Origin of the sequence: Limnobacter thiooxidans, from assembly GCF_036323495.1 — a bacterium.
In the GTDB taxonomy this organism is placed as follows: domain Bacteria; phylum Pseudomonadota; class Gammaproteobacteria; order Burkholderiales; family Burkholderiaceae_B; genus Limnobacter; species Limnobacter thiooxidans.
Map to the genome: position 1 here is coordinate 3,478,892 of NZ_AP028947.1, position 23,282 is coordinate 3,502,173.

The following is a 23,282-nucleotide window of genomic DNA, read 5'->3' on the forward strand; positions in this document are numbered from 1 at the left end:
GATTTTTTCATGACCATTCGAGCTCCTTACCATGTCATGCACAGCACGCCCTATAAAGCTTATTCTTTCGAGCGTGAGGTGCTGTTTGAAACACTGGGTGCCTGCTGGGCGCTGAGTTCGCGCAATGTGTCGGGCCTGTTTGCCATGCAATTGCAAATCGACCTGAGCCGAGTGCAATTGCTGTATGGGGTGCCCAGCACCAACCTGCCTGAACCACTGCTGTTTCAATTGTTAACGGTGTTTCAATCGCGGCCGCGCAACGGACAACCTGTTGGCCTGCGCCACATTGAGCACAATGCGCTGGAACTGATTGAGGACATGAATGAGGCCGATTTCCTGAACTTCACCACCGGTTTTCAGGATGCGGTGAACCAGATACTTGAGCCGCTGGACTGCTGGACGCAGGAATGCAGGCAGGCGTACCTGGCCCTGAAATATTACGGCCTGAACCTGATTGAAACTGGTTTGAAAGATTGCAAATTCAAGCGCACTTACGCTGACCTGCTGGTGAATTTTTTGCACACCACGCAGCGGATTTTCTTGCAAGACAGCAAAACTTCCAGTTATTACTTCTGAAGCGGCTTAGTCACGGCCCACCTTGGTGCGCAGGTGCTGGCGCAGCACCATTTTCAGTTCCAGAAACACGTCAGGATCGTTCAACAGGGTCATGTGGTGTTTCTGGGCAAAAGTGACACGCTGCGCCTTGCCGGTGTTGTCAGCCAGGGCTGAATCGGGGGTGACCAGGCCATCGCCCACCGTGGTGTTCAACCAGGATGATGTGTGGTCGCCAATGGTAGAACCCACCAGGTGAAAGGTTACATCCTGCCCTGCGCGGGTCTGCAGGGCACCCAGGCCGTCTTTCAAATCGCGAATGCCGCGTGAACGCACCCCGAGAACACGGCCAATGGGCTTTGACAATTCAAAGCGGTCCAGCAACTGTTCACCGGCGGCGGCCAAGCGGGCCAATGGCGCGCCTGCGTGGGGCGAACCCAGGCACACCACGTCACGAATGGCACGTTTCAAGGCTATGTCGTCATCGGTCAGTGCTTCAACCACAGCGCGGCTGACCAGTCCACCCATGCTGTGGCCCACCAAGGTAATACCTTTGACTTCCACGGGCCAGTTGCGCACCAGCTTGTTCAACACGCGCTTGAATTGGCGGGCGTTGGAATCAATGTTGCGCCCGGTGTTGTAACGCAAGTACAGCGAGGTAACCGGAAAATCGTCTTGCAGCTTGTCACCATAGGGACGAGTGGCAGGCTCGTAGGGGTTGTAGTACATCTGCCAGCTGTCTTCGTTGCAGCACAGGCCATGCAGAAATATCACCAGGTGATTTTGCGCATCAGGAAAACGGGCAGCCAGTTCGGCGGCATCGGCCGGCAAGGCCTGCCCATTGGCGTACAAATTCATGTGGACCTGCATGGGGTTGCGCGTGGCGGCCAGGTGGTCACCAAACACCCCATTGATGGCACTTGAAATGGCCGACACCCGCTTGTCGGTTTTTGCATTGGGCATGACAGGCATGGGCAGGTGGCTGACGTCGTCCATCAGTTCGCCACCCAGGGCCTGGTCAATCACCTGAGGCGAAGCCAGGCTTTGATTAGCTTGCCGCACTACCCAGGCCGCGCCTGAAAACACGCCCCTGCCGGCTTCCCGCACTGCACCGTACACCATGTCGGTGATTTCATTGTGAACGGCTTCAACAGGTTTGCTGGCGTTCAAGGTGGCTGCACCCACGGCCTTGAAGGGCAGGTCGCTGATGGCGCGGTGAAACTCATGCACCCGAGTGGCGGCCTGCGCAATGGTGTCACCCACAAACATCAGGGTGCCTTCCAGTTTTTCACCTGCGTTGGGGTTGGTGTTTTTGCTGCTCATGCTGTGTCTCCGCTCGGGTGGTTTGTTTTTGATTTTCTTTTCAGTGTACAACTGTACACTCATTGTTTTTTGCGTGTTAGAAATTCCTTTCTAACGGACTAACCCTTTGATGCTATTTGACCGTTTTCGACAAGCCAAAGCAATAGGCCCAGTACACCAGGGCAATGAACAAATACCCTTCAAGATAAAAACTGCGCCACTGCACGTCGCCGGCCAAGGCCAGGCTGAGTGCTCCCGTCAATTCGAACAGGGCCACCACCGTCACCAGCGAACATTCCTTGAACAGGGTCACAAAGCTGTTGGTCAAACTGGGCAGGCAAGCCCGAATGGCCTGCGGCAACACCACCTGCAGGTTGGTTTGCACCGTATTCAAACCCAGGGCCATGGCAGCCAGCCGCTGCCCTTCGGGCACGCCTTGCAAGCCACCACGCAACACCTCGGCCAGGTAAGCTGCGCTGAACAGTGCAATGGTCAACAACACGCGGGTGAACAAATCCAGCCCTTCGCCGGGCAGCCACAAGGGCAGAACAAAGGCCGCCAGAAACAGCACGGTGACCAGTGGCAGGGCACGCAACAATTCAATGTAGGCAATGCACAGGCCCCGCAGCGGGGCGAACTTGGATTGCCGGCCCAAGGCCAGCAACAAGGCCAAGGGAAATGCCAAACCAAAACCCACTGTGCTCAAGATCAAGGTCAGCGGCAAGCCACCCCACAAGGCAGTGGGCACGGGAGGCAAGCCGGCGACATGGCCTGCCATCAGCACGGTGCTACCTGTCAACACCAATACCCAGGCCACCGACAACTGCTTGGTCTTCAATACGCGGGCTGCAGTGGCAAACAGCAAAACGGACCACACCACCAACACGGTCGCGGCGCGCCATTGTTCTTCCAGCGGGTAACGACCAAACAGGATGACTCGCCATTTTTCAGCCACCACGCCCCAACAGGCCCCCTGCCCGGCGGCCTGCTGGCAAGCGGCAAGGTCGGGCCCGAACACGGCACTGAATACCGCCCAATCCACCAAGGCCCACAGCACGGGTGCCAGCAACAGGGGCAGTACAACCCACAGCAGGCGATTCATGACCAGGCCCGGGCTCACAAGGCACCCCGGTTCACGCGCGTGTTCAATACATTCATCAAGCCTGCCGCCACCGCACTGAGCAAGGCGTAGGTGACCAGGATGATGAGCACGCATTCCACCGCCTTGCCACTTTGATTGATGGCCGTGTTAGCCACCGACACCAATTCCGGGTAGCCCACCGCCACGCCCAGCGAGGCATTTTTCAGCAGGTTCAGGTACTGGTTGCTGAGCGATGGCACCATGACACGCAAGGCCAAAGGCATCACCACGTACCGCGTGGTTTGCGCCGGGTTCAAGCCCAGGGCCAGTGCACCTTGCCGCATGCCAGGCTTCACCGCCTGCACGCCTGCACGCACCACCTCGGCAATGAATGCGGCGGTGTACACCACCAGCGCCAGCAGCACCGCCAGGTATTCCGGGCTGAGCACCCAGCCCCCTTCAATTGAAAAGCGCCCGCGCGCGGGTACTTCCGAAAAGGAAGGCATGGCCAGCCCACTTTTGCTGAGAAAAACCAGGTCTTGAATAGACCAGGCCGCGCTGGCAATGGGCAAAAACTGAGTGATGGCAAAGTAAATGGCAAGCAGTTGCAGCAGCAAAGGGATGTTGCGAAACAGGTTGACGTAGCCGCGACACAGCCCCTTCAACACCGGGTGGCTGCCAAGCTGCCCCAGCCCAATTACCAGGCCCAGCAAGGTGCTGAGCAACAAGGCGGGCAAACCCACTTTCAGGGTATTCAACAAGCCAGCCAGCAAAATGTGCCAATACGGCGAATCAAACGCGATGTGCAGCCACCCTTCGCTGAGGCCAAAGCCAGCCGGGTCGTTGAGAAATTCGAAGTTCACGCGGTGGGCCTCAACACGCTTTAACGCAGCGGCGGGGCGTACATCAGCCCGCCTTGCGTCCACAGCGCGTTCAAACCACGCTTCAGTTTCAGTGGCGATTGCTGGCCCAGATTCGCCTCGAACACCTCGCCGTAATTGCCCACCTGCTTCAGTACCGTGGCCACCCAGTTGCGAGGCAAACCAAGCGGTTTGCCAAGGTCTTCGGCACCGCCCAGCAGGCGTTGCACCGCCGGGTTTTTGCCAGCCAGGGCCTGTTCAATATTGGCCTTGCCCACACCCAGTTCTTCGGCCTCGATCATGGCAAACACCACCCACTTCACGATGGCGAAAAACTCGTCATCGCCGCGCTGCACGGCAGGGCCAAGTGGTTCCTTGGAAAAAATCTCGGGCAACACCACGTAGTCATCGGGCTTGTCGCTCTGTTTGCTTTTCAGACCAATCAGGGCGGACACATCAGTTGAAAATGCCTGGCAACGGCCACTGAAAAAAGCCTTGTAGGCTGCCTCGAAGTTGTCATACACAATAGCCTTGGCCTTGATGCCCTGTGTGCCCAGGTAGGTGGTCAAATTCTTTTCGTTCGTGGTGCCCGACTGCACGCAAATTTCAGCACCATTCAATTCACTGGCACTTTTCACGCCGAAGCGCTTGTGCATCAGAATGCCCTGCCCGTCGTAATAAGTGATTGCGGCGAAGTGGGCATTCAAGCCCGCGTCGCGGCTTAAGGTCCAGGTGGTGTTGCGGGAAAGAATGTCAATTTGCCCGGCCTGCAAGGCCGCAAAGCGCTGTTGCGAACTGAGCGGCGTGAACTCCACTTTCTGCGCACTGCCCAGCACGGCGGCGGCCACGGCACGGCACACCGCCACATCCAGCCCACGCCATTGACCATCGCTGCCCATTGCTGAAAAACCCGCCACCCCACTGCTGACACCGCAACGCACGGCGTCACGTTTTTTAATGGCGTCCAGCACGGGGCCAGCTTGCACTGTGGCCGACACAAGGCACAGGCTGCAGCCCATGAAAACGGCCAGGCACGCTGACAACACCGGCCTGGTAGTGCGCCCTTGAAACCGGTTCAGGAATTTGGCGATGGTGCGGATCACTGAATTATTTGCCACATTAGTCAATCAAGCCCCGCCCTTGGCATACACGCCACTTACTTTTAACTGCAAACGCCCCAGAAATTCCTTGATGGCTGCAGTGCTTTCGTCCAGTGCCTGCGGCTTGGGCAAGTGGTCCCAGAACTGTCGCTTTTCATGCAGCACGCGAACATCAGCCCGCACCGGGTACACCGTGAAACCGGCTTTCTCGAACCACAACACCGATCGACCCATGTGATAGGCCGAGGTCACCAGTGCAATCGTGTGCTTGCCCTCACCCAGCCTTTCGCCCAGCAGTGCACGGGTGCGCAGGGCATTCTCGAATGTGGTTCTCGACTGGTCTTCAACCAGCAAGGCCTGTTCAGGCACGCCCATGTCAAGCATGAACAATTTCATGCCCAAGGCTTCGGCCTCGCGGCGAGAGTCTGCATTGAACTGTCCGCCGCTGAGCACCATGCGCTGCGCCACTCCCTGTTTGTAAAGGCGCGCGGCCTGCCACACGCGGTCGCCAGAATCATTCAGGTCGGGCAAATCGCGAACCCCTTCAAAGCGGCCTTCCAGCCCGCCGCCCAGCACCACGATGGCGTCCACCGCAGCCGGTAGGGGGCGCATGGTCTCCAGTTGCCGAGCCTCCTCTTCCAGGTGCCCCAAGAAGGCGTCACCCACCGCAGGCAAGCTGAACACCAACAGTTGCAACTGGGCCAACACCAGCAGCCGCGTGCGCCAGGCCCTTCGGCCAAACAGACCCAAGACGGCCAGAGCACTCAAGGTGAGCCACAGCCCCAAGGGGCTCAACAGCCAAATGGCATACTTGGTCAGCTCGGCAGCCAAAAGTTTCTCCGCAATTGATTTCCAGAGAACATTGTAGACGTGTCAGCGGCTCTGCAAGCGCGATACACTGTTTTACTTGTTCACTCCTGCCCTCAAGACCATGGCCCTTTTTCCCAATCATCAACTCAGCATGACTGTTCTGATGACACCCGACATGTCCAACTTCAGCGGCAAGGTTCATGGGGGGCACATCCTGAAGCTGCTGGACCAGGTGGCCTATGCCTGCGCAAGCCGGTATGCGGGCATGTATGTGGTGACCTTGTCTGTGGACAGGGTACTGTTTCGACAGCCCATCCGAGTAGGCGAACTGGTGACCTTTCTCGCCAGCGTCAACTACACGGGCAACACGTCGATGGAAGTCGGCATCAAGGTGGTGTCCGAAGACATTCACAAGGGCATAGCCACCCACACCAACAGCTGTTTTTTCACCATGGTGGCGATGAATGAAGATGGCACGCCGGCCAAGGTGCCTGCCCTGCAACCTCAGACAGACGAAGAAAAAAAGCGGCAAGCCAACGCAGAGTTGCGAAAGATGCTGCGCAAGGAACACGAAGAGCGAATGAACAATTTATAGTGATGGTTGACTGCTCTTTTCATTGAATTTCACCATGAACCTTACAACGCTGTCTTCAGAAATGGATGTGGAAGTGGCTCTGGATCGCCTGTGCGGCGACTCAGCCTTGTTGCTCGAAATTCTGGACATGTTCCTGGCGGAGTTCATTGCTGAACAACCAAATTTTCAGGATCTGCTTCGTCAATCCGATTGGGCGGCGTTGTCCCGCAAGGCCCATTACTTCAAGGGAGTGGCTGAAAACCTGGGACTGACCCGGTTTTCATCTGAAATCCTGTCACTGGAACAGTTTTCAAATTCAGCAAACCTGGCGGCCTGCATTCAAACACTCGAACTATTGATGCAGATGGCCCAAAATATTCAGTCGCTTCGCAAAGCCCTTCAGAATGACTAGGTACCTTCAGACCTTTTCAGGTATTTGGCCAGCACTTCGATCAGTTTGCTTCTGTCGAGGGGTTTGATCAGGTAATCATTCATGCCGGCGTCAAAACATTTTTTGTCTTCCCCCACCATGGCATGCGCCGTCAAGGCCACCACCGGAATGCGAGTGTTTACACCCGGCACCGAACCTCTTCGAATCAGGGTGGTGGCTTCATAGCCATCCATCACCGGCATTTGTCCATCCATCAGCACCAGGTCAAAGGCTTCGCTGCGCAGCATGTCAATGGCTTCCTGACCATTGTTGGCCACTTTGGATTCCAGCCCCAGACGCTCCAGAACCTTGCACACCACCATCTGGTTCATGACCGAGTCTTCCACCACGAGTACGCGACCCAAAAACGAGGGTACGGGCTCCGGGTGTACCGGAGCAGCCGGTACGGGCAAGGGGGCTGACGTTGTTTTTACCTCATCTGACAGCACGGCCAGCTTCAAGGAAAAAACCACTTCAGTGCCCTGCCCTGGCTCACTGCTTAAGCGAACCTGACCACCCATCAGTTCAACCAGTTCTTTGACAATCGCCAAGCCAAGGCCACTGCCCTGCGCACGACGGGTTGTCGAGTTATCCACCTGGGTGAAGCGCCTGAACAGGTTCTGCTGATGCTCTGGTGCAATACCAATGCCCGAGTCCTTGACCCGGAATTCAAGTACAGCCTGTGCACCGGTTCGCGACACTTCGCGGCAACTGACCTCAACCTGCCCTTGGTCAGTGAATTTCACGGAATTGCCCACCAGGTTCAACAGAACTTGCCGCATGCGAACCGCGTCGCCCAGGTAAACCGAGGCAGGCAGGCTTTCCGAAGGACACAACAGCGCAATGCCCTTGTTGCTGGCTTCGCAGGACAGGGCCGCATTTACATCGGTGAAGAGGTCGGCCAGTTGAAGCTCGCCCTCGCGAAGCACCATCAACCCGCTTTCCACTTTGGAAATGTCGAGGATGTCGTTGAGCAGGCTCAGCAACAAACCCGCACTGCGTTTGGAGGCGGAGGCCAGTTGATGCTGTTCGGGTTTCAATTCGGTGTCGAGCAACAGGTCCAGCGTACCCAGCACCCCGTTCATGGGAGTCCGGATTTCGTGGCTCATGTTGGCCAGAAAAGCGGCTTGCGTTTTTTGGGCCTGTAGCGCCAACTCCTGGGAATGACGAAGCGAAGTCTCGCTTTGCCGCCGGGACTCCACTTCCTGGGCCAACGTGGAATTGATCTGGGTGAGCTTGCCCAGGTCGGGCAAAGCCATGATGTGCTTCAACTTCGGTACCAGGTAAATGGCCGTGGTGACGGAAACCAGCGCCGTGACGACCTTGGCGATCCCTTGGGCGTAGTAGAGGGGAATCCACAACGTGAGAATGCCCATCACATGGGTTACGCCGCAAGCCAGGATGAATGCCGCAAACAGGTAGTAAATGGGTTGAAAAACTGCGTCGGGACGGCGCCTGGCCACATACAGAATGCCCAGCGGAATGGAGAAATAGGCAATCGCGATCAGGAGGTCGGAAATGACATGCATGGCCAGCAATTGCGGATTCCAGGCAATACAGAAGCCGTGTGGCAGGTATTCATTGACGTTGTTCATTTTGACCCACCTTGGATTTTAGTTCGTCGCGCGCACGCGCCTGGCAAGGGTTTCAGGTACCTGCCGGCGCAATTCCCGTTTTTTTATTGTACTTGAGCGCTTGATTCAAGCGGCTTGCCCCAGCGTTTGACCGCGCCCAGGACCTTGTCAATCTGCAAGGGTTTGACCAGGACTTCATTCATGCCGGAATTGCGTGCCAGCTCGTGGTCAGCCTCCATCACGCCTGCAGTCAGTGCAAGAATGGGCAAGTGCGTCAGACCCATCTGCTCGCGAATGTGCCTGCAGGTGTCCATGCCATCCATGTCGGGCATTTGTACGTCCATCAGGCACACATCCACGCCCGATTGCCTGGGCTGGGACAACACATGAATGGCCGTCTGCCCAGATTCGGCCAAAATCACCTCGGCACCGTGGGTTTCGAGGATTTTTTTCAGAATCATGAGATTGAGCTTGTGGTCGTCCACTGCCAGCACCTTCAAACCAGTCAGAAACACCCACTCGTTGTGGTGTTTCTGTCGACTCACTGCCAAGGCCGTGCTGGCTGCGTCACCAGTCAGTTCCTGAAGGGTGTTTTTCAAGGCGGCAAATGACACGGGCTTCATCAACACCGCATCGCATTGCCCGGCGGTCAAGGAGTCCTGAATCTGCTCCAGTTCCTTGGGCCGTACCATCAACGCCACGCGGGCCGTACCGGGCGCATGGACTTCCTTGATTTTCTGTGCAAGATCAAGACCTGTCATTTCTTTCAACTGGCTGTTGACAATGAACAGCCTGGGGCGGGTTCCCTGCGGCAAAGCCAACACTTGCTGCGAGTTGACGAAACCGAGTGAGGGCACGCCACACCATTCCGTCATCTGGTTCAAGCTGTCAAGCTGGGGTTTGAAGCTGTCCACAACCACCACATCGTAGGCCAATTCATTCGGCGAAGGCGTTCGGCTGCTTTGCGAGCCCATGCTCAACATCAACGAAAACGCAAACAGGCTTCCTTGCCCAGGTGCACTCACCGCAGAAATGGTGCCCCCCATCAGTTCAACCAGCTTCTGGCTGAGGGCCAAACCGATGCCGGTACCACCAAAGCGCCGTGAAATGGAGGAATCCGCCTGCGAAAACGATTGAAACAACCGTTTCATTGCAGCCGCATCCATGCCCAGGCCGGTGTCTTGAATCACAAAGCGAAGCGCGCAATTCTCAGCGTCAATCTGGTCCAGGGACACGCCCACCTTGACGTAGCCGTTTTCAGTGAACTTGATGGCATTGCCGGCCAGATTCACCAAAACTTGCCGCAGCTTGGTTTCGTCACCCATCAGGCTGTCTGGCACGTTGGGCGCCACAGACACGATGAACTCAATCGGCTTGTCGCGGAGGGCACCCGTCATGAGGTCAGTCAGGGAATCCAGGACATTGCGGACCGAAAACTGACGCGTTTCCAGCTCCATGGCACCCGCTTCAAGCTTGGTCACGTCCAGCACACCGCTGACCAGGTCAATCAAGCCACGGCCTGCATTTTCCAGTTTGCCCACAAATTCCAGCTGGGAAGAATCCAGTTTGCTCTGCTTCAGAATGTAGGCCAGGCCGACTACGGCATTCAAGGGCGTGCGAATTTCGTGGCTGATGTTGGACAGAAATTCACTTTTGGCTTTGTTGGCGGACTCAGCCTCTTCTTTGGCCTGCCGAATTTCTTCTTCCACCTGCTTGCGCGCGGTGATGTTCTGGAAAGCCCCCCGAATCACCCAAGGTCTTCGCAATGCACCTTGACCCTGAAAAATCACCTCACCAAATACATGTACCCAAATCAGATTGCCCTTGTAGGTGCGCAGTTGCAGCTCAGCATTGACATTGCAGCCGGTGCGAACGGCATCGTCCAAGATCCTTGTGATTTTTTCTGCAGATTCCTCTGTGTAAAGGCCAAAAGATTCCTCCAGCGTGGGCTGCCGGGTGAAGTCTGCCTCCAGAATGTCGTAAACCTGTTTCGACCAGTTCAACTCGCTGGTGACCACATTCAAGGTCCAGGCGCCTACACCGCACATGCGGCCCGCCACTTCCAGCAAGTGAGTGCTTGCAGTGAGGTCACCCAGCCGGTTTTCAAGTTCAATTGCAAGCGCATCCAGGGCGCCAGCCACATCGCCCAGTTCGTCGCCTTCTGGCAAGCGACAGCGAGCAGCCAGGTTGCCGCGCCTCATTTCATTGGCCATGCTTTCAATGTGCTCAAGAGGTTTTACCACCCGGAATCGAATCAGCAACAAGAGCAAAAAAGCATTGGCCGCGAACAGGCCTGCAAACATCAAGACGATCTCTTTCCGCTTTTGAGTCAAACCCTCATAACGCGTGAAAGCCATGTCGGCCACCTTGTAACTCAGCTCACTGAGCTGTTCAGCCTCGGCAATCAGGCGATCGGTCAATACACTGTTCCGGCGCAAACTCAAGGTATTGTCCCGTTCGGGAATCGAACTGGCGAAGCCACTGAAAAGACCGGCCAGGTCGCCCAGCCGTTCTTCCAGCCGGGCTGATAATTCTGCACTTTCTTCCGAAAAACTTAGTGCATCCAATTCGTTGGAAATGGACTGGTGGACCGCCCACCATTGGCGAGTATTGGTCTCTGTGTTATAGGTGGACACCGTGTGCGTCAACACCAACATGCGCGTGGACAAACGCGAAATTTGTTTCGCGGCCTCGTACTGCTTCAGGATTTCGTTACGCTCCTGATTGATGGAAAGTACAGTTGCAGTAGCAGCGATGGTCAGGCCCATCAATAACATCAGGGCGATCAAGACGCCGTGCTTAAGTCGAATCAAAGGTTTCATGGGTATACAAAATCCACAGCGTTGGGCCTGATCTTTCGCAACAGACTGGAATCAATAAAATGCAGGAACTCCGGGTCGGCCAGGGACTGGCTTACATGACCTTCCCCACGCGCCCAACGCGCCTGGCCTTGCAGAGTGGTCACCAGGGATTGCTGCAAGGTCAACTCAAACTGGTAATCGGACCAAACCACCTTGATGGTTTCCGGATCCATGCCGACGTCCCGCGCCAGAATCTGCCGCGCTTCTGCCGGATTTTTCTTGATGAACTGGATGGCTTCATCCAACGCGGCCAGTACGCCCGTCATTTTGCGCAGTTGGGTCAACCGGTAGTTGTTGTTTGCAAGCAGGTTGAAGGTTTGGCTGTACAGCTTGGGGGAATCAAGCACGGTGACCGTGTTGCCTCCCAAGCCTCGAGCTGCGTAGCCCCAGGGCTCCCAAGCAGAAACGGCATCGACCTCACCCTTTGACAGGGCCATGGCCAATGCTTCTGGAAGCATGGGCACCGCCACAATGGATTGGGGATCAATGCCGTAATACAGCAACAGCAAATCCTTGTAGTAATGGGACGCGGTTTTATTGACAAACCCAATGCGCTTGCCCACCAAGGCCTTGACACCGCCCTTGATGATCTCTTTGCGCACCACAAACTTCATATCGTCTTTGTTGGTGGCGAATGTGGCAATCAAGGTGATTGGCCTGCCTTCAAACACCTCAAACATGAAAGGCAGTTCGGACGCAGTGGCCATGTCGGCACGGCCTTCGATCATTTCCTTTATGCAACGGCTGCCACCCAGGCATTCAACCAATGCTGGCTGCACTTTGTGGCGGGCGAACAGGTTTTTTTCCCGCGCCACGTAAAAAGGCAAAGACAAGGGTGATTTGGACACTGCAATGCGGGGCTCGCTTGACCAGGCAATCGAACAAAGGCCCGCCAGCGCGCAAAACAGCATGGTAAAAATACGCCGAAAAGGGTGGGGCTTGGGCACGGGTCAGCTTATCAAAAAGGTTAACCCATCTAGCATGCTCACTTTACAAACAAGCAATTCAGTAATGAGGGGGTATTCACCCCCCTATTTTGTAACTTTACACTTGTTGTCAATTGGCCCTGTTTTTTCAACCCCCCACTTTGGGCACCTTCAAAACCTTGGCTTCGCCAATTTTAGCCGCCTCGATTTGCGCATCGGTGTACGGAAGGCGGTGCCAGTTCTTTTGTGAATACGCCTTGGTGTAATCATCGAAATGCGGGCTGGCCGGGTCGGTGGACACCGAATAGGTCAGGAATGCATCGGCTTGCGGCGTGCCATTTTCATCCCAGGTCACGGCCTGAATGTAGCTGTTGCCATAAGTGACCTTGTAGCCTTCGGCATCCAGGCGATCAGGCTCAGTGCTCACAATGGTGAACGCGCCTTCAGGGCTGGTGCCGCCAAAAATTGGCGTGGCACTTGCGTGTATTCCCGACTTCTGAATGGAGCCCAAAGGCGCATCCAGCGCAAAACCGGCTGACTGAACGGCCTGAATGGCATCGCCAAACGCAGCCAGCGTGAATGGATTGGCCACATTCAGAGTATTGGGCGTGTTCACCGGATTGGATGCACTGAACCCGTTGGCCCACAGGTTGGTGGGCAGTGAAACAGGCAGCGGGTTGTCGATTGGCAAATGCAATTGCGGAACACCCACGGGCAAACCACCGGGGTTGGCAATGGCACGGCTCCAGAATTCACGCCACAGGTGGGCACCCTTGCTGTCAAGGTTGGCTTTGCCGTCCCAGGCTGACAATGCACCACAAGCCGGAGCGGTTTGAACCGGCATCAGGTTGCTGCCCAACACAACGGGCAGTTTGCACACCGTGTCCAGCACGGTCTGTTTGGCCAGGGTGGCAGAATGGATTTCGCTGCTCAGTGCAATGTCTTTCAGGTTGTCCTGCGTGAACTTGTTGCCCGCCCGGCCGTCTGTGCCTGCCAATCGCCGTTCGGCCTGCAGGGTGCACAGGCGTGTGCGCAAAGTTCGCTCGGCGTTTTCATCACCAATAATTCGCGCAAATCCCACCAAAGGTTGTTTGGGGTTGGTCAGCCAGTAACTGTCGTTGCAATTGGTGACATAGTCGTCGCGCATCAGTTTGGGCAGGTTGCCTGCACCAAAAATGCCGGGGGCCGGGGCGTCCGGGTCGCTGCCCCATTCACAGGCCTGCCGGCTTCCGTTCAGCACTGGCAAGCCAGGCGACAATTGCCCCACCACGGTATTGAAGGGTTCTGCCGCGCAGCTGGCCACTTTGGCATTGGTCACGTGCGGCACCACCGTCACGTCGCCATAGTAAGCCGGCTTGCCCGGCCCGCTGGCGACCGTATTGACCCAAGGCACACCCAATTCACTGCCGTGCAGGCCAATGAACTCTTCCAGCGACTTGGCCATGTTCCATTTTGCAAATTGGTTGATCAGTCGGTCGTTTTCCAGGTTGGCATCGCGCAGGCTGAAGCCCATCAACTGGTTCCAGCCCAATACCGGAACACCACTGGCTTGCAGCACCAGCATGGGCCCAAAATGCGACCTGTACAGGGTGCGCTGCTGCTTGGTGATACTGCCATTGGCCTGCTTCACTTCAATTTCAATCGGCAGCGCGATCATGTCCCGCATTTCCCCGTCGTACATGTATTGCGTGGGGTTGGCGGGGTTGATCTGCAACTGGTACAACGTAAACCGGAAGGCGGTTGACACCGTGTGGCTCCAGGCCACGTGTTCATTGAAGCCAATCAACACTGCAGGCACGCCGTACAGGCCCACACCCATGATGTCCATTGCCTTTTCGCCATTCAATTCCAGAACGTTGTGGCTTGGGTAAAGGCGTTCTGTGCCCTTCCAGGGAAAGTGCGGGTTGCCGTACACCAGCGACTCGCCATTGGCGGTTGCATCCTTGCCAAAGGCGTACATGTTGCTGCCGAAATGGTCCTTGTTTTGCATGGCCGTAAAGGGGTTGGGCGATGCCTTCAACAAGGCCACTTGCTGAGCAGGGCTTAGGTCAATCCCTTTGAAGTTGGCCTTGGAGTCGGCTTTATTGCCAGCGTTGGCCACCGGCAATGCGGAAAGCCCTGGCAGGGCTGGCAGGCCGGGCGCAGCGCCGCCGGCAGGCAAGCCGGGCAACAGGCCCGGTGGTTGGGCGTTGCCAATTTCGGTGACAAACACCGAGCTGCTGGCCAGCACGGCCAAACGCACAAAACGGCGGTACAGGTCGTCGGTGGTCACGGGTTTCAGCCACTCCGCATTGGCGCAGGCTGCGTGTGCTGGTACCTTGCTGCCATCGGGTTTCGTGTACTGGTGTTCTCCGGCTTTCAATTCCGAAATGTAACGGTTCATGCCATCGGCATAGCCTGTCACCACTTTCTGGTAATCGGGAATGGTTTTGTCGCGGGTGCGTTGCCAGGCGTTGCGCACCACGCCGTCTGCGCCCTCTTCCTCAAAAGCGAACAGGCTTTTCCAGAAAAAGTCGCTGGCCACATTGTTGGCCGTCGACCCATTTGCTGGAATACTGTAACTGCCATCGGGACCAAAAAATCGTGACCGTTCCCCGCGAATGGTCAGCAGGTCTTCCAGAAACACGCACAGGTTGTCTTGCGCAAAAGCATAGCCTTGCCCGTAACCCAGGCTACCGAAGTCTTTCGCGCGAATGTGGGGCACACCGTAGGTGGTGCGGGTAATGCTGACGTCGTATTGAAGTTCGACTTCGCTGGGGTTGGTGCGGCCATCGGTGCCCGCAATGTCGTCCCGGTTGCTGCCCAAACAGGCTGTCAACACCAGCACAGCTGCGCTTGCTGTTGCAACCAATCGCGCACGCCGCAACGCGGCCCTGTTGTTCAAGCCTGTCATCACCACCGTCTCCTCTGCTTTTTTTCGGCCCTATTCATTGCAGGCCTTGTCTAACTCATACCGCCGCAAACAGAAAATGGATTAAAAATCAGTGCTTTACTGACACTGTGTCAGTAAATTTTTGATCTACCTCACAATTTCCCCTGCTTGGTGTAAGCACCGATTCAACAGGCCACTGCCTTGCGCCACAATACTCAGCTTCCAGAGGCAAATCAGCGGGCTTTTACACCATGCAACCCTACACAAACGATCAAACAGTCGCCCACTTCATCAATGGCAACAGCCTGAGCAAATCAGGCTCAAAAACAGCCAATGTGTTCAACCCGTCGCTTGGGGCAGTGGCCCGCCAGGTTGAGTTGGCCGATGTGGCTACCGTCAACACCGCTGTTGAAGCCGCCAAGGCCGCCCTGCCCGCCTGGGCCAACAAGCCCCCGTTGCAACGCGCGCGCATCATGAACAAATTCCTGGGGCTGATGAACCAGCACCGTGACGAACTGGCCGCCATCATCACGGCCGAACACGGCAAGGTATTCACCGACGCTCAAGGCGAGGTCAGCCGTGGCATCGACATCATTGAATTTGCCTGCGGCATTCCCCAACTGCTGAAAGGCGATTACACCGAGCAGGTGTCCACCAACATCGACAACTGGACCCTGCGCCAGCCCGTGGGCGTGGTGGCCGGCATTACGCCATTCAACTTTCCGTGCATGGTGCCTTGCTGGATGTTCCCCGTGGCCATTGCCTGCGGCAACACCTTCGTGCTGAAACCCAGCGAACGCGACCCCAGCGCCGCCAATTTCATGGCGAACCTGTTGAAAGAAGCTGGCCTGCCCGACGGCGTGTTCAACGTGGTGCACGGCGACAAGCTGGCGGTTGAAACCTTGCTGAACCACCCGGATGTGGCCGCATTAAGCTTTGTGGGCTCCACACCCATTGCCAAATTCATTTACGAAACCGGTGCACGCAACGGCAAGCGCGTGCAGGCCCTGGGCGGTGCGAAAAACCACTTGCTAGTCATGCCCGATGCAGACCTGGACCAGGTCACCGACGCATTGATCGGTGCCGCATACGGCAGTGCGGGGGAACGCTGCATGGCCATTTCCGTAGCGGTACTGGTGGGCGATGTGGGTGACCGCCTGATCCCCAAACTGGCTGAGCGCTTGAAAACCCTGAAAGTGACCGACGGCATGGATTTGTCCGCCGAAATGGGCCCAATTGTGACCGCCGAAGCGCTGAAGCGCATTGAAGACTACGTGCAAATTGGCGTGGACGAAGGCGCTACCCTGGTGGTGGATGGCCGTGGCCAGAAGCCTGCGGGTTTCGAGAATGGTTTTTACACCGGCGGCACACTGTTCGACGACGTCAAACCCAAAATGCGCATTTACCTGGAAGAAATTTTCGGGCCGGTGCTAGGTTGCGTGCGCGTGGCCAACTTTGCCGAAGGGCTTGAATTGATCAACAGCCACCAGTACGGTAACGGCGTCAGCTGCTACACCCGCGACGGCAATGTGGCCCGTGAATTCGGGCGCCAGGTGCAGGTGGGCATGGTGGGCATCAACGTGCCAATTCCAGTGCCTATGGCTTGGCACGGCTTTGGCGGCTGGAAGGCTAGCCTGTTTGGCGACATGCACGCCTATGGCGAAGAAGGCGTGCGTTTTTATACTCGCCAGAAGTCCATCATGCAGCGCTGGCCAGATAGCATCGAGAAAGGGGCTGAATTCGTGATGCCCACCTCGAAATAAACCAATTCGCGTAGACTGCTTTTAATCCAACCTTGGCTGCGCGAATTTTTCCTTGAACACCGAATTCAAAGCGGGCGCACTGGTTGCATTCGGTGGTTACGCTCAGGCAATTGTCTATGGCATGCTGGCCTTCGCCCCGCTGGGGCAGGCTGGCGTTGCCTACGGCATCTATGCCGGGTTGGCCAGTGCCCTGCTGGGCGGCGCAGTCGGCGCCCTTTTTGGCAAGGCTCCGGTGCAATTTGGAGGCCCACGGTCTTCCACCGCGCTAATTGTTGCAGGCTCACTGCTGGGGTTTCAACAAGCCACGACCAACCACACCGAACTCATGCTCTTGCTGGCCCTTGAACTGGTGCTGGCCGGTGTGTTTGTCGCGCTGGCCCAGCGTCAAGGGCTTGGCAAGTTGATGCAGTTTTTGCCCGCCCCGGTGCTGATCGGCATGAACACCACGCTGGGCCTGTTCTCCGCCTACAAACTGCTACCCGCCATGGTGGGCTTTGCGGTGTACACCACCGTGGTGCAGGCCATTCAAGTGCCGGCGGCATTCTCCGTCATGGCATTAGGCGTATCGGCACTCACCATTGCCGTGCTCATGTATTTTCGGGCCGTTCGGCCCAATCCGCTGGGGCTGTTTTATGGGCTGTCCTGCGGTTTCGCGGTGCATGCCTTGTTGCTGGCTTTTTGGCCTGGCGAACTTTCAGTACAAACTGTGGCTGCAACGCCCGGCCACCCCCTTTGGGCCTACACCACCGCGGAAATTTCCACAGCGGCAGGCAGTTTGCCCGACCTGTTTTTGAATACGCCTGGCCTGCTGCTTCAACTGCTGGTGGGTGCGGCCGTTCTGGCCCTGCTGGTTGTGCTGGAAAGCATGCAGGCCATGTTGCAAGTGGACCAGGCCTTGGGCACACGCCACAACACCCGCCGGGAACTGAACACACTGGCCGCGGCCAATGTGCTATGCGGGCTGGCCCTGGCACTGCCCAGTTCCAACTACGTTTCCCGTAGCAATGCAGGCCTGGGCCTGGGTGCCAAACACCGCCAGAGTGAAGGTTGGTATGCCTTGCTCCTGCTTCTGTTTCTCGCGGCCACCTGGCCCATTCTTCCCCACCTGCCCTTGCACATATTGGCCACCGCCGTGGCGCTCAGTTCCCTGTTCCTGATCCAAGGCACCACGCTGCAACTTGTCGCGCGCTTTTTGTCGCCAGCGCGCCGCCGGCAAATGGCGCCCACCCAACGGTTCACCGTGTGGGTTGTATTCAGCATGGTGCTGGTCACCGGGTTGAGCAATCTCTTGATCGGTACACTGGCAGGCGTGTTGTTCGTCGCCGCTTATTTTCTGCAGCAACAGTCCAGCAGCGGGCTGCGCAGCATTGAATTCAAACCGGCAGCCCGGTCACGCAGCATGCGCCCCCGCGCACACCGGCAGCAACTGGACACAGCCTTCGAACACTTGGCCTGGGTTCGGTTTGATGGCAACCTGTTTTTTGGAAATGCCCCGGCCATTTCAATCCGACTTCAGGACGAACTGGCACAGGCCCAGTCCGTTTTGCTCGACTTCACCCAACTTCGTTATATCGACGACACCGCCTGTGCCTGTATTGACAGGTTGCTCAGGCAAAGCCTTTGCCCCAAAAACACAGTGGCCGTGCTGCCCAACACGCCAACCCAACCCTTGGGCGGCGAAGGCCTGCTGCGCCAAACCCTGACCGCCCAGGGTGTTGCCATTCAAAACCATGTGGACGATGCATTCTGGCAAATTGAAAACCAGCTGCTGGCACACGACACACACGCCAACAACACACCAACCGGCAACGCCCTTCAAACACTGCGCGACAGCCACCTGTGCGACCACATGAGCACAAGCCGAGCGGACACTTTTGCCCACTACTGGACCCGGCTTGACATCGGCGCTGGGCAAACCCTGTTCAGCGAAGGTGCTCAACCCTGCGGCCTTTACGTGCTGGAACACGGCCAGCTCAGCGCCTGGCACCACACAGGCCACAGCAATGAAAGGCTGATGCGCTTCTGCCCCGGCAGCATGGTGGGAGAAATGGCCTTGATCGACGGCAAACCCCGCTCGGCCACCGTTCGGGCCGACACACCCTGCACGGTACTCTTTCTGCCACTGAATCAATTTGAAGCCCTGTCGCGCCAGGAAACCGACCTGGTGCAAACACTCCAGAACAACCTCGCCCGTGAACTGGCCCTGCGCATACGTCTGGCCAATCAAAGCCTGGCATTGACCCAGTAAAACGCTGCACCACTAGAGGGATTCCTCTTTGTGGTCCGCACTGCGATGCCGTATTTTCTCGGGTATACACAATCCTGCAATGCCCCATGAACAAAGCTGAATTCGAAAAACGCTACGGCAATACCATTGGACAACCCAAGCTGAGCTTGTTGCTGGGTGAGGCGCGTACGCCTTTTGAAGCAGCCAAACTGGCTGTGGGCTGGCGTTTTCTGGCCCGTAAAAATGTTGGGCAAGGCCAAACTGTCTTGCTGATGCCTGGCTTTGGCGCCAGTTCCAGCAGCATGACCTTCATCAAGCGTTACCTGGATTCCCTGGGCTACAAGGCCGTGCATTGGTCTGCCGGTTTTAACCACGGCGAAGTGGGCAAACTGATGCCGCAAGTGATTGCCGACATCAAGAACCTGTCAGACGAAGCGCAAGCCCCCATCAAACTGCTGGGCTGGAGCCTGGGTGGTTACCTGGCCCGCGAGGCCGCGCGTGAGGTGCAGCAGAACGTCAGCCGCATTGTCACCATTGGCAGCCCGGTGATCGGCGGCCCAAAGTACACGGCCGTGAAGCCCCTCTACGACATCCGCGGGCTGGATGTGGAATCCATCGAGAACAGCACACTCAAGCGTTTCGAGCATCCCATTGTCTGCCCCATCGTGGCGCTTTATTGCAAGAAAGACTCCATCGTCAGCTGGCAGGCCTGCATCGACCGTTTCAGCCCCAATGTAGAACACATTGAAATTGAAACACCTCACTTGGCCATGGGCGTCAGCAAGGAAGTCATGAACCTGCTGCCCTATGCCTTGGGCACCCCTTTGAAGTAAAACCCACCGTTTCAATCGCTTGAATACGTGGGGGATCAATTGTGTCCTCCGGGCTTCTACTGACTTGAAACTTTTACCTGTGGGAGTACACTCAATCTCTAGTGGACGGTGCTTGCACTGCCACGACACAAGGCAACAAACCCTTGTGCCTGTACCCTTTTGCGCGCAGTCCGTCCTGCAAATCCGCCCGCTGGCCTCAGGCCAGCGATCGCTACAAGACTGTGTGCACGAAGAGGGTACCCAACAATGATTCGACAACATTACCAATCGCTTGAACACATCAGCGCCGGCGCAACCGACACCATCACGGTCAGTGACCCAAGTCGCCCGTTGAAACTCACCGCCGATTCGCCTGCCTTTGACGCCATGACCGACCTGCGTCGGATTCACCCAGTCAGCATTTCCGGTTCTGAAACCCTGGAGCAAGCCCGCACCACCATGATTGTTTGCGGCGTGAAGTTGCTGTTCGTGCGCAACAGCCAGGGCAATTTGCAAGGTCTGCTCACTGCAAACGACCTTGCTGGCGAACGGGCCATTCAACAAGCCGCGGCAAGCAACCGCAATGTGCCTGAACTCACGGTCAGCGACGTAATGGTCAAGTTGCCTGACCTGGAGTTTCTGGAATTTGGTGCGGTGTCCCGCGCAGAAGTGGGCCACATCATCGCAACACTGCGCGAACACAATCGGCAGCACGCCTTGGTGGTCGACAACCGCAGCGGCACCATGCGCGTGGTTGGGCTGTTCTCCTCCACTCAGATTGCCCGGCAAATGGGTATTCCGGTCATGGACCCAGTCAAGGCCAGCACCTTTGCAGAAATTGAGGCTGCAGTAGCCGCAGCCTGATTTACTTCAGGATTTCGACCACCAGCGGGTGGTCGATTCCGCGCACATTCCAAACACCATGAATGGCCTCATGCAGGTCGTCACACTGCCCCAGCAGTCGAAGCCCACTTAAGGTTCCCGTGTCATTCACGCCCAGTCGGTTAACTGGAAAGACTCCCAAGCCCCTTGCGGCAAACACGGACATCAAGGCGCTGTCCTCGAACTCGCCCACCACGTGGGGCACAATCGCGTGCTGTTCAAACCAGTGATTCAAATCAACCCGCAGCCTTGAATGCCCGGTGGGCAGCAACACTGGCAACTGCGCCAGACATTGCGGAAAATGACTGGCACTGCCTTTTTTCACCAAGGCGGATGCACCATACCAGTCCACTGCCGATGTACTCAACACCCGGCTTTGCATACGCAAATTCGGGTTGGCCGGTGGAGGCTGACTGGCAAACACGAAGTCCAGGTGATGCAGGGCCAACTCGGCCAGCAACTGCTCGGGCTCACCTTCGTGGCAGGTCAGGTGCAAATCGGGTGTACCCAGCACGGGTTTCAACAGGGCGTGCACCGCCAGCTTGGAAATACCATCGCACAAACCAATTTTGAAACGCTGCTGGGGTTTGCTGGCCACCGCCCGCACCAGCTCTGGCAGGCTTTGACCGAGCTGAAAAATCTCTTCCGCCTTGGCAAAAGCCACCTGCCCTGCATCGGTCAAGGCCACACCCCGTCCAGCAGGCTTCAATAACTGGTGCCCCAAATCTTTTTCCAGTTCGCGCACCTGTGCGCTGATGGTTTGAATGGCCATGTCCATGCGCTCGGCCGCACGGGCAAAGCCACCTTCCTTGGCCACCATCCAGAAATAATGCAAATGGCGATAGTTCAATGACATGCGCAACCTCAACTTCGTAAAAACCGCAGTAACACTCCATTAAATACTTATTTTTCCTCAGTATCAACTCAGCGAATATGACACGGTCTTCAATTCAACCCTAATGGAGTAATAAAGTGGACGTTTTAATGGAATTCATGCAAACCGATTTTCTGGGCACCGCCGCATGGATCTGGCTGTTGTTCATCAGCATTGTGGTGGCCCTGCTCGCCTTTGACCTGGGTGTATTGCACAACGACGACAAGGAAATCGGCGTTCGGGAAAGTCTGCTGCTTTCAGCAGGCTACATCAGCGCCGCCGTGCTATTCGGCAGTTGGGTGTGGTGGTACTTGGGTGCAGAAAGTGGCATGAACTACTTCACCGGCTTCGCCATTGAAAAATCGCTGTCCATGGACAACGTGTTCGTCATTGCCATGATCTTCTCGTTCTTTGCCATTCCCCGCCAATACCAGCACCGCGTGCTGTTCTGGGGCATTTTGGGCGTGATTGTATTGCGCGCCATCATGATTGGCCTGGGTGCCGCACTGGTCACGGAATTCAGCTGGGTGCTCTACCTGTTCGGCGCTTTCCTGGTCCTCACCGGTATCAAGATGTGGTTCATGGCCGACAGCGAGCCCGACATCGAGAACAATCCGATCCTGAAGTTCCTGCGCAAACGCATGCGGGTTACTGACGGCCTGCGCGGCAATGCCTTCGTGGTGAACGAGCCTGATCCGAAAACCGGCAAGGTGGTGCGTTTCGCAACGCCCCTGTTGCTGGCGCTGATTCTGATCGAATTTGTGGACCTGATCTTCGCTGTCGATTCGGTGCCCGCTATTTTCGCGATCACGACCGACCCGTTCATCGTGTACACCAGCAACATTTTCGCGATCCTGGGTTTGCGTGCACTGTACTTTGCCCTGGCCGCAATGATCCACCGTTTCCACTACCTGAAGTACGCTTTGGCCCTGGTGCTGGTGTTCATTGGCAGCAAGATTTTCCTGGTGAACTTCATTGGCAAATTCCCGCCCGCGCTGTCTCTCAGCGTGACCTTGGGTCTGATCGCCGGTGGTGTAGTGTTCTCGCTGTGGAAAACACGCGGCGACAACCAGGCTGAAAAACTGGGACACGCGACAGAAAACAAGTAATCTCTGCAGCAAATAAAAAGGCCGGTGACGTCAATCACCGGCCTTTTTTTTTATTTACATCCTGGTTTACTTGGGCTGCTTCACCGCTTCAATGGTGATCAACACTTTTACTTCCGGGAAAAAGCCCTTGTCCACCGCATAGCCCAAGTCAAAATCCGTGCGCTTGAATTCGGCCACGGCATCGGCGCCACACACTTCGGCTTTCTTCATGGGGTGCATGATGCACTTGAAGGTATTAATCTTCAAAGGCACCGGCTTGGTAATGCCCTTCAGCGTCAGGTCGCCCAGCACTTCCACGGGCTTGTCGCCTTCAAAACGCATTTTGCTGGCCTTGTAGGTGATAGTGGGGTGCGCTTCCACGTCAAACATGTCCACTCCCTTGGCATGCTCATTCATCTTGCCGTGGCCAAAGTCCAGGCTGGCCGCTTCAATTTCAATGTTCACGGTACCGGTTTTGTTGGCACGGTCCAGGGTCACAGTGCCCTTGGACTTCTCGAACTGCCCGCGCCACAGGGACAAACCGCCCATGTGGTCTGCTTCGAATGACGGAAATGTGTGGCTGGGGTCCACAATGTAAGTGTCTACCGCGGCAGACGCTGCGCCCACCATACCCAAGGCCATTGCACTGGCCAACACTGTTTTTGATACTTGCTTGAACATCCCTGACTCCTTG

General features: G+C 56.6%; 19 protein-coding genes. 8 read left to right on the forward strand and 11 right to left on the reverse strand.

The annotated features are described in order from the left end of the window. Window positions 1-9 precede the first annotated feature (9 nt). Entirely contained in the window at window positions 10-576 is a 567-nt protein-coding gene (locus RGQ30_RS15845) for a hypothetical protein (protein ID WP_130557300.1), read from the forward strand. A 6-nt stretch (window positions 577-582) separates the two neighbouring features. On the opposite strand, the gene RGQ30_RS15850 is transcribed toward RGQ30_RS15845, so the two are convergent. From RGQ30_RS15850 to RGQ30_RS15870, 5 genes are all read right to left on the reverse strand, one after another. Beyond that, window positions 583-1,875 carry an alpha/beta hydrolase gene (locus RGQ30_RS15850; RefSeq protein ID WP_338284576.1) on the reverse strand — a complete coding sequence of 431 codons (1,293 nt, stop codon included), beginning with the start codon at window positions 1,873-1,875 and terminating at the stop codon, window positions 583-585. A 112-nt stretch (window positions 1,876-1,987) separates the two neighbouring features. After that, a complete protein-coding gene (locus RGQ30_RS15855; protein ID WP_338284577.1) occupies window positions 1,988-2,956 on the reverse strand; it encodes an amino acid ABC transporter permease in 969 nt (322 codons plus the stop codon). A gap of 14 nt (window positions 2,957-2,970) precedes the next feature. Next, window positions 2,971-3,798: an ABC transporter permease subunit gene (locus tag RGQ30_RS15860; RefSeq protein WP_130557297.1), complete on the reverse strand. Its 828-nt coding sequence runs from the start codon at window positions 3,796-3,798 to the stop codon at window positions 2,971-2,973. 20 nt (window positions 3,799-3,818) lie between these two features. Beyond that, window positions 3,819-4,814 (reverse strand): transporter substrate-binding domain-containing protein, encoded by a 996-nt coding sequence (locus RGQ30_RS15865; protein ID WP_130558014.1) that lies wholly within the window; start codon window positions 4,812-4,814, stop codon window positions 3,819-3,821. A gap of 108 nt (window positions 4,815-4,922) precedes the next feature. Further along, window positions 4,923-5,726, reverse strand: a complete 804-nt coding sequence (locus RGQ30_RS15870; RefSeq protein WP_130557296.1) for a YdcF family protein — start codon at window positions 5,724-5,726, stop codon at window positions 4,923-4,925. Window positions 5,727-5,856: 130 nt separating this feature from the next. On the opposite strand from RGQ30_RS15870, the gene RGQ30_RS15875 reads away from it, so the two are divergent. Then, window positions 5,857-6,300, forward strand: coding sequence for an acyl-CoA thioesterase (locus RGQ30_RS15875; RefSeq protein WP_420915148.1), 444 nt, complete (start codon window positions 5,857-5,859; stop codon window positions 6,298-6,300). Between the two features lie 34 nt (window positions 6,301-6,334). Further along, entirely contained in the window at window positions 6,335-6,691 is a 357-nt protein-coding gene (locus RGQ30_RS15880) for an Hpt domain-containing protein (protein WP_130557294.1), read from the forward strand. Here RGQ30_RS15880 and RGQ30_RS15885 read toward each other — a convergent pair. From RGQ30_RS15885 to RGQ30_RS15900, 4 genes are all read right to left on the reverse strand, one after another. Then, window positions 6,688-8,304 (reverse strand): ATP-binding protein, encoded by a 1,617-nt coding sequence (locus tag RGQ30_RS15885; protein WP_130557293.1) that lies wholly within the window; start codon window positions 8,302-8,304, stop codon window positions 6,688-6,690. The genes RGQ30_RS15880 and RGQ30_RS15885 overlap by 4 nt on opposite strands. An 83-nt stretch (window positions 8,305-8,387) precedes the next feature. Next, the gene (locus tag RGQ30_RS15890) at window positions 8,388-11,105 is read right to left on the reverse strand and encodes a hybrid sensor histidine kinase/response regulator (protein WP_130557292.1); all 2,718 of its coding nucleotides are present in this window, start codon (window positions 11,103-11,105) and stop codon (window positions 8,388-8,390) included. Then, the gene (locus RGQ30_RS15895; RefSeq protein WP_130557291.1) at window positions 11,102-12,091 is read right to left on the reverse strand and encodes an ABC transporter substrate-binding protein; all 990 of its coding nucleotides are present in this window, start codon (window positions 12,089-12,091) and stop codon (window positions 11,102-11,104) included. Before RGQ30_RS15895 ends, RGQ30_RS15890 begins: the two co-directional genes overlap by 4 nt. Before the next feature lie 127 nt (window positions 12,092-12,218). Continuing rightward, window positions 12,219-14,963 (reverse strand): penicillin acylase family protein, encoded by a 2,745-nt coding sequence (locus RGQ30_RS15900; protein WP_130557290.1) that lies wholly within the window; start codon window positions 14,961-14,963, stop codon window positions 12,219-12,221. A 230-nt stretch (window positions 14,964-15,193) separates the two neighbouring features. Between RGQ30_RS15900 and RGQ30_RS15905 the strand changes: the two genes are divergently transcribed. The 4 genes from RGQ30_RS15905 (at window position 15,194) to RGQ30_RS15920 (ending at window position 20,608) form a co-directional block, all read left to right on the forward strand. Next, a complete protein-coding gene (locus tag RGQ30_RS15905; RefSeq protein WP_130557289.1) occupies window positions 15,194-16,705 on the forward strand; it encodes a CoA-acylating methylmalonate-semialdehyde dehydrogenase in 1,512 nt (503 codons plus the stop codon). A 52-nt stretch (window positions 16,706-16,757) separates the two neighbouring features. Then, window positions 16,758-18,953 (forward strand): cyclic nucleotide-binding domain-containing protein, encoded by a 2,196-nt coding sequence (locus tag RGQ30_RS15910; protein ID WP_130557288.1) that lies wholly within the window; start codon window positions 16,758-16,760, stop codon window positions 18,951-18,953. 86 nt (window positions 18,954-19,039) lie between these two features. Beyond that, window positions 19,040-19,765: an esterase/lipase family protein gene (locus RGQ30_RS15915; protein ID WP_130557287.1), complete on the forward strand. Its 726-nt coding sequence runs from the start codon at window positions 19,040-19,042 to the stop codon at window positions 19,763-19,765. A gap of 246 nt (window positions 19,766-20,011) precedes the next feature. Further along, on the forward strand, window positions 20,012-20,608 hold the full coding sequence (locus RGQ30_RS15920; protein ID WP_130557286.1) for a CBS domain-containing protein: 597 nt from the start codon (window positions 20,012-20,014) through the stop codon (window positions 20,606-20,608). 1 nt (window position 20,609) lies between these two features. On the opposite strand, the gene RGQ30_RS15925 is transcribed toward RGQ30_RS15920, so the two are convergent. Further along, entirely contained in the window at window positions 20,610-21,482 is an 873-nt protein-coding gene (locus tag RGQ30_RS15925; protein WP_130557285.1) for a LysR family transcriptional regulator, read from the reverse strand. A 128-nt stretch (window positions 21,483-21,610) separates the two neighbouring features. On the opposite strand from RGQ30_RS15925, the gene RGQ30_RS15930 reads away from it, so the two are divergent. Then, window positions 21,611-22,609 carry a TerC family protein gene (locus RGQ30_RS15930; RefSeq protein WP_420915181.1) on the forward strand — a complete coding sequence of 333 codons (999 nt, stop codon included), beginning with the start codon at window positions 21,611-21,613 and terminating at the stop codon, window positions 22,607-22,609. A gap of 66 nt (window positions 22,610-22,675) precedes the next feature. Here RGQ30_RS15930 and RGQ30_RS15935 read toward each other — a convergent pair whose 3' ends face one another. Continuing rightward, window positions 22,676-23,269 carry a YceI family protein gene (locus RGQ30_RS15935; protein ID WP_130557283.1) on the reverse strand — a complete coding sequence of 198 codons (594 nt, stop codon included), beginning with the start codon at window positions 23,267-23,269 and terminating at the stop codon, window positions 22,676-22,678. Window positions 23,270-23,282 lie beyond the last annotated feature (13 nt).

What these genes read in the sequence shown, in the direction of transcription:
- RGQ30_RS15845 (WP_130557300.1), top strand. Translation starts at nt 10, where the DNA reads ATGACCATTCGAGCTCCTTACCATGTCATGCACAGCACGCCCTATAAA.
- RGQ30_RS15850 (WP_338284576.1), bottom strand. Translation starts at nt 1,875, where the DNA reads ATGAGCAGCAAAAACACCAACCCCAACGCAGGTGAAAAACTGGAAGGC.
- RGQ30_RS15855 (WP_338284577.1), bottom strand. Translation starts at nt 2,956, where the DNA reads ATGAATCGCCTGCTGTGGGTTGTACTGCCCCTGTTGCTGGCACCCGTG.
- RGQ30_RS15865 (WP_130558014.1), bottom strand. Translation starts at nt 4,814, where the DNA reads ATGGGCTGCAGCCTGTGCCTTGTGTCGGCCACAGTGCAAGCTGGCCCC.
- RGQ30_RS15875 (WP_420915148.1), top strand. Translation starts at nt 5,857, where the DNA reads ATGACTGTTCTGATGACACCCGACATGTCCAACTTCAGCGGCAAGGTT.
- RGQ30_RS15880 (WP_130557294.1), top strand. Translation starts at nt 6,335, where the DNA reads ATGAACCTTACAACGCTGTCTTCAGAAATGGATGTGGAAGTGGCTCTG.
- RGQ30_RS15885 (WP_130557293.1), bottom strand. Translation starts at nt 8,304, where the DNA reads ATGAACAACGTCAATGAATACCTGCCACACGGCTTCTGTATTGCCTGG.
- RGQ30_RS15890 (WP_130557292.1), bottom strand. Translation starts at nt 11,105, where the DNA reads ATGAAACCTTTGATTCGACTTAAGCACGGCGTCTTGATCGCCCTGATG.
- RGQ30_RS15900 (WP_130557290.1), bottom strand. Translation starts at nt 14,963, where the DNA reads ATGACAGGCTTGAACAACAGGGCCGCGTTGCGGCGTGCGCGATTGGTT.
- RGQ30_RS15905 (WP_130557289.1), top strand. Translation starts at nt 15,194, where the DNA reads ATGCAACCCTACACAAACGATCAAACAGTCGCCCACTTCATCAATGGC.
- RGQ30_RS15915 (WP_130557287.1), top strand. Translation starts at nt 19,040, where the DNA reads ATGAACAAAGCTGAATTCGAAAAACGCTACGGCAATACCATTGGACAA.
- RGQ30_RS15920 (WP_130557286.1), top strand. Translation starts at nt 20,012, where the DNA reads ATGATTCGACAACATTACCAATCGCTTGAACACATCAGCGCCGGCGCA.
- RGQ30_RS15925 (WP_130557285.1), bottom strand. Translation starts at nt 21,482, where the DNA reads ATGTCATTGAACTATCGCCATTTGCATTATTTCTGGATGGTGGCCAAG.
- RGQ30_RS15930 (WP_420915181.1), top strand. Translation starts at nt 21,611, where the DNA reads ATGGAATTCATGCAAACCGATTTTCTGGGCACCGCCGCATGGATCTGG.
- RGQ30_RS15935 (WP_130557283.1), bottom strand. Translation starts at nt 23,269, where the DNA reads ATGTTCAAGCAAGTATCAAAAACAGTGTTGGCCAGTGCAATGGCCTTG.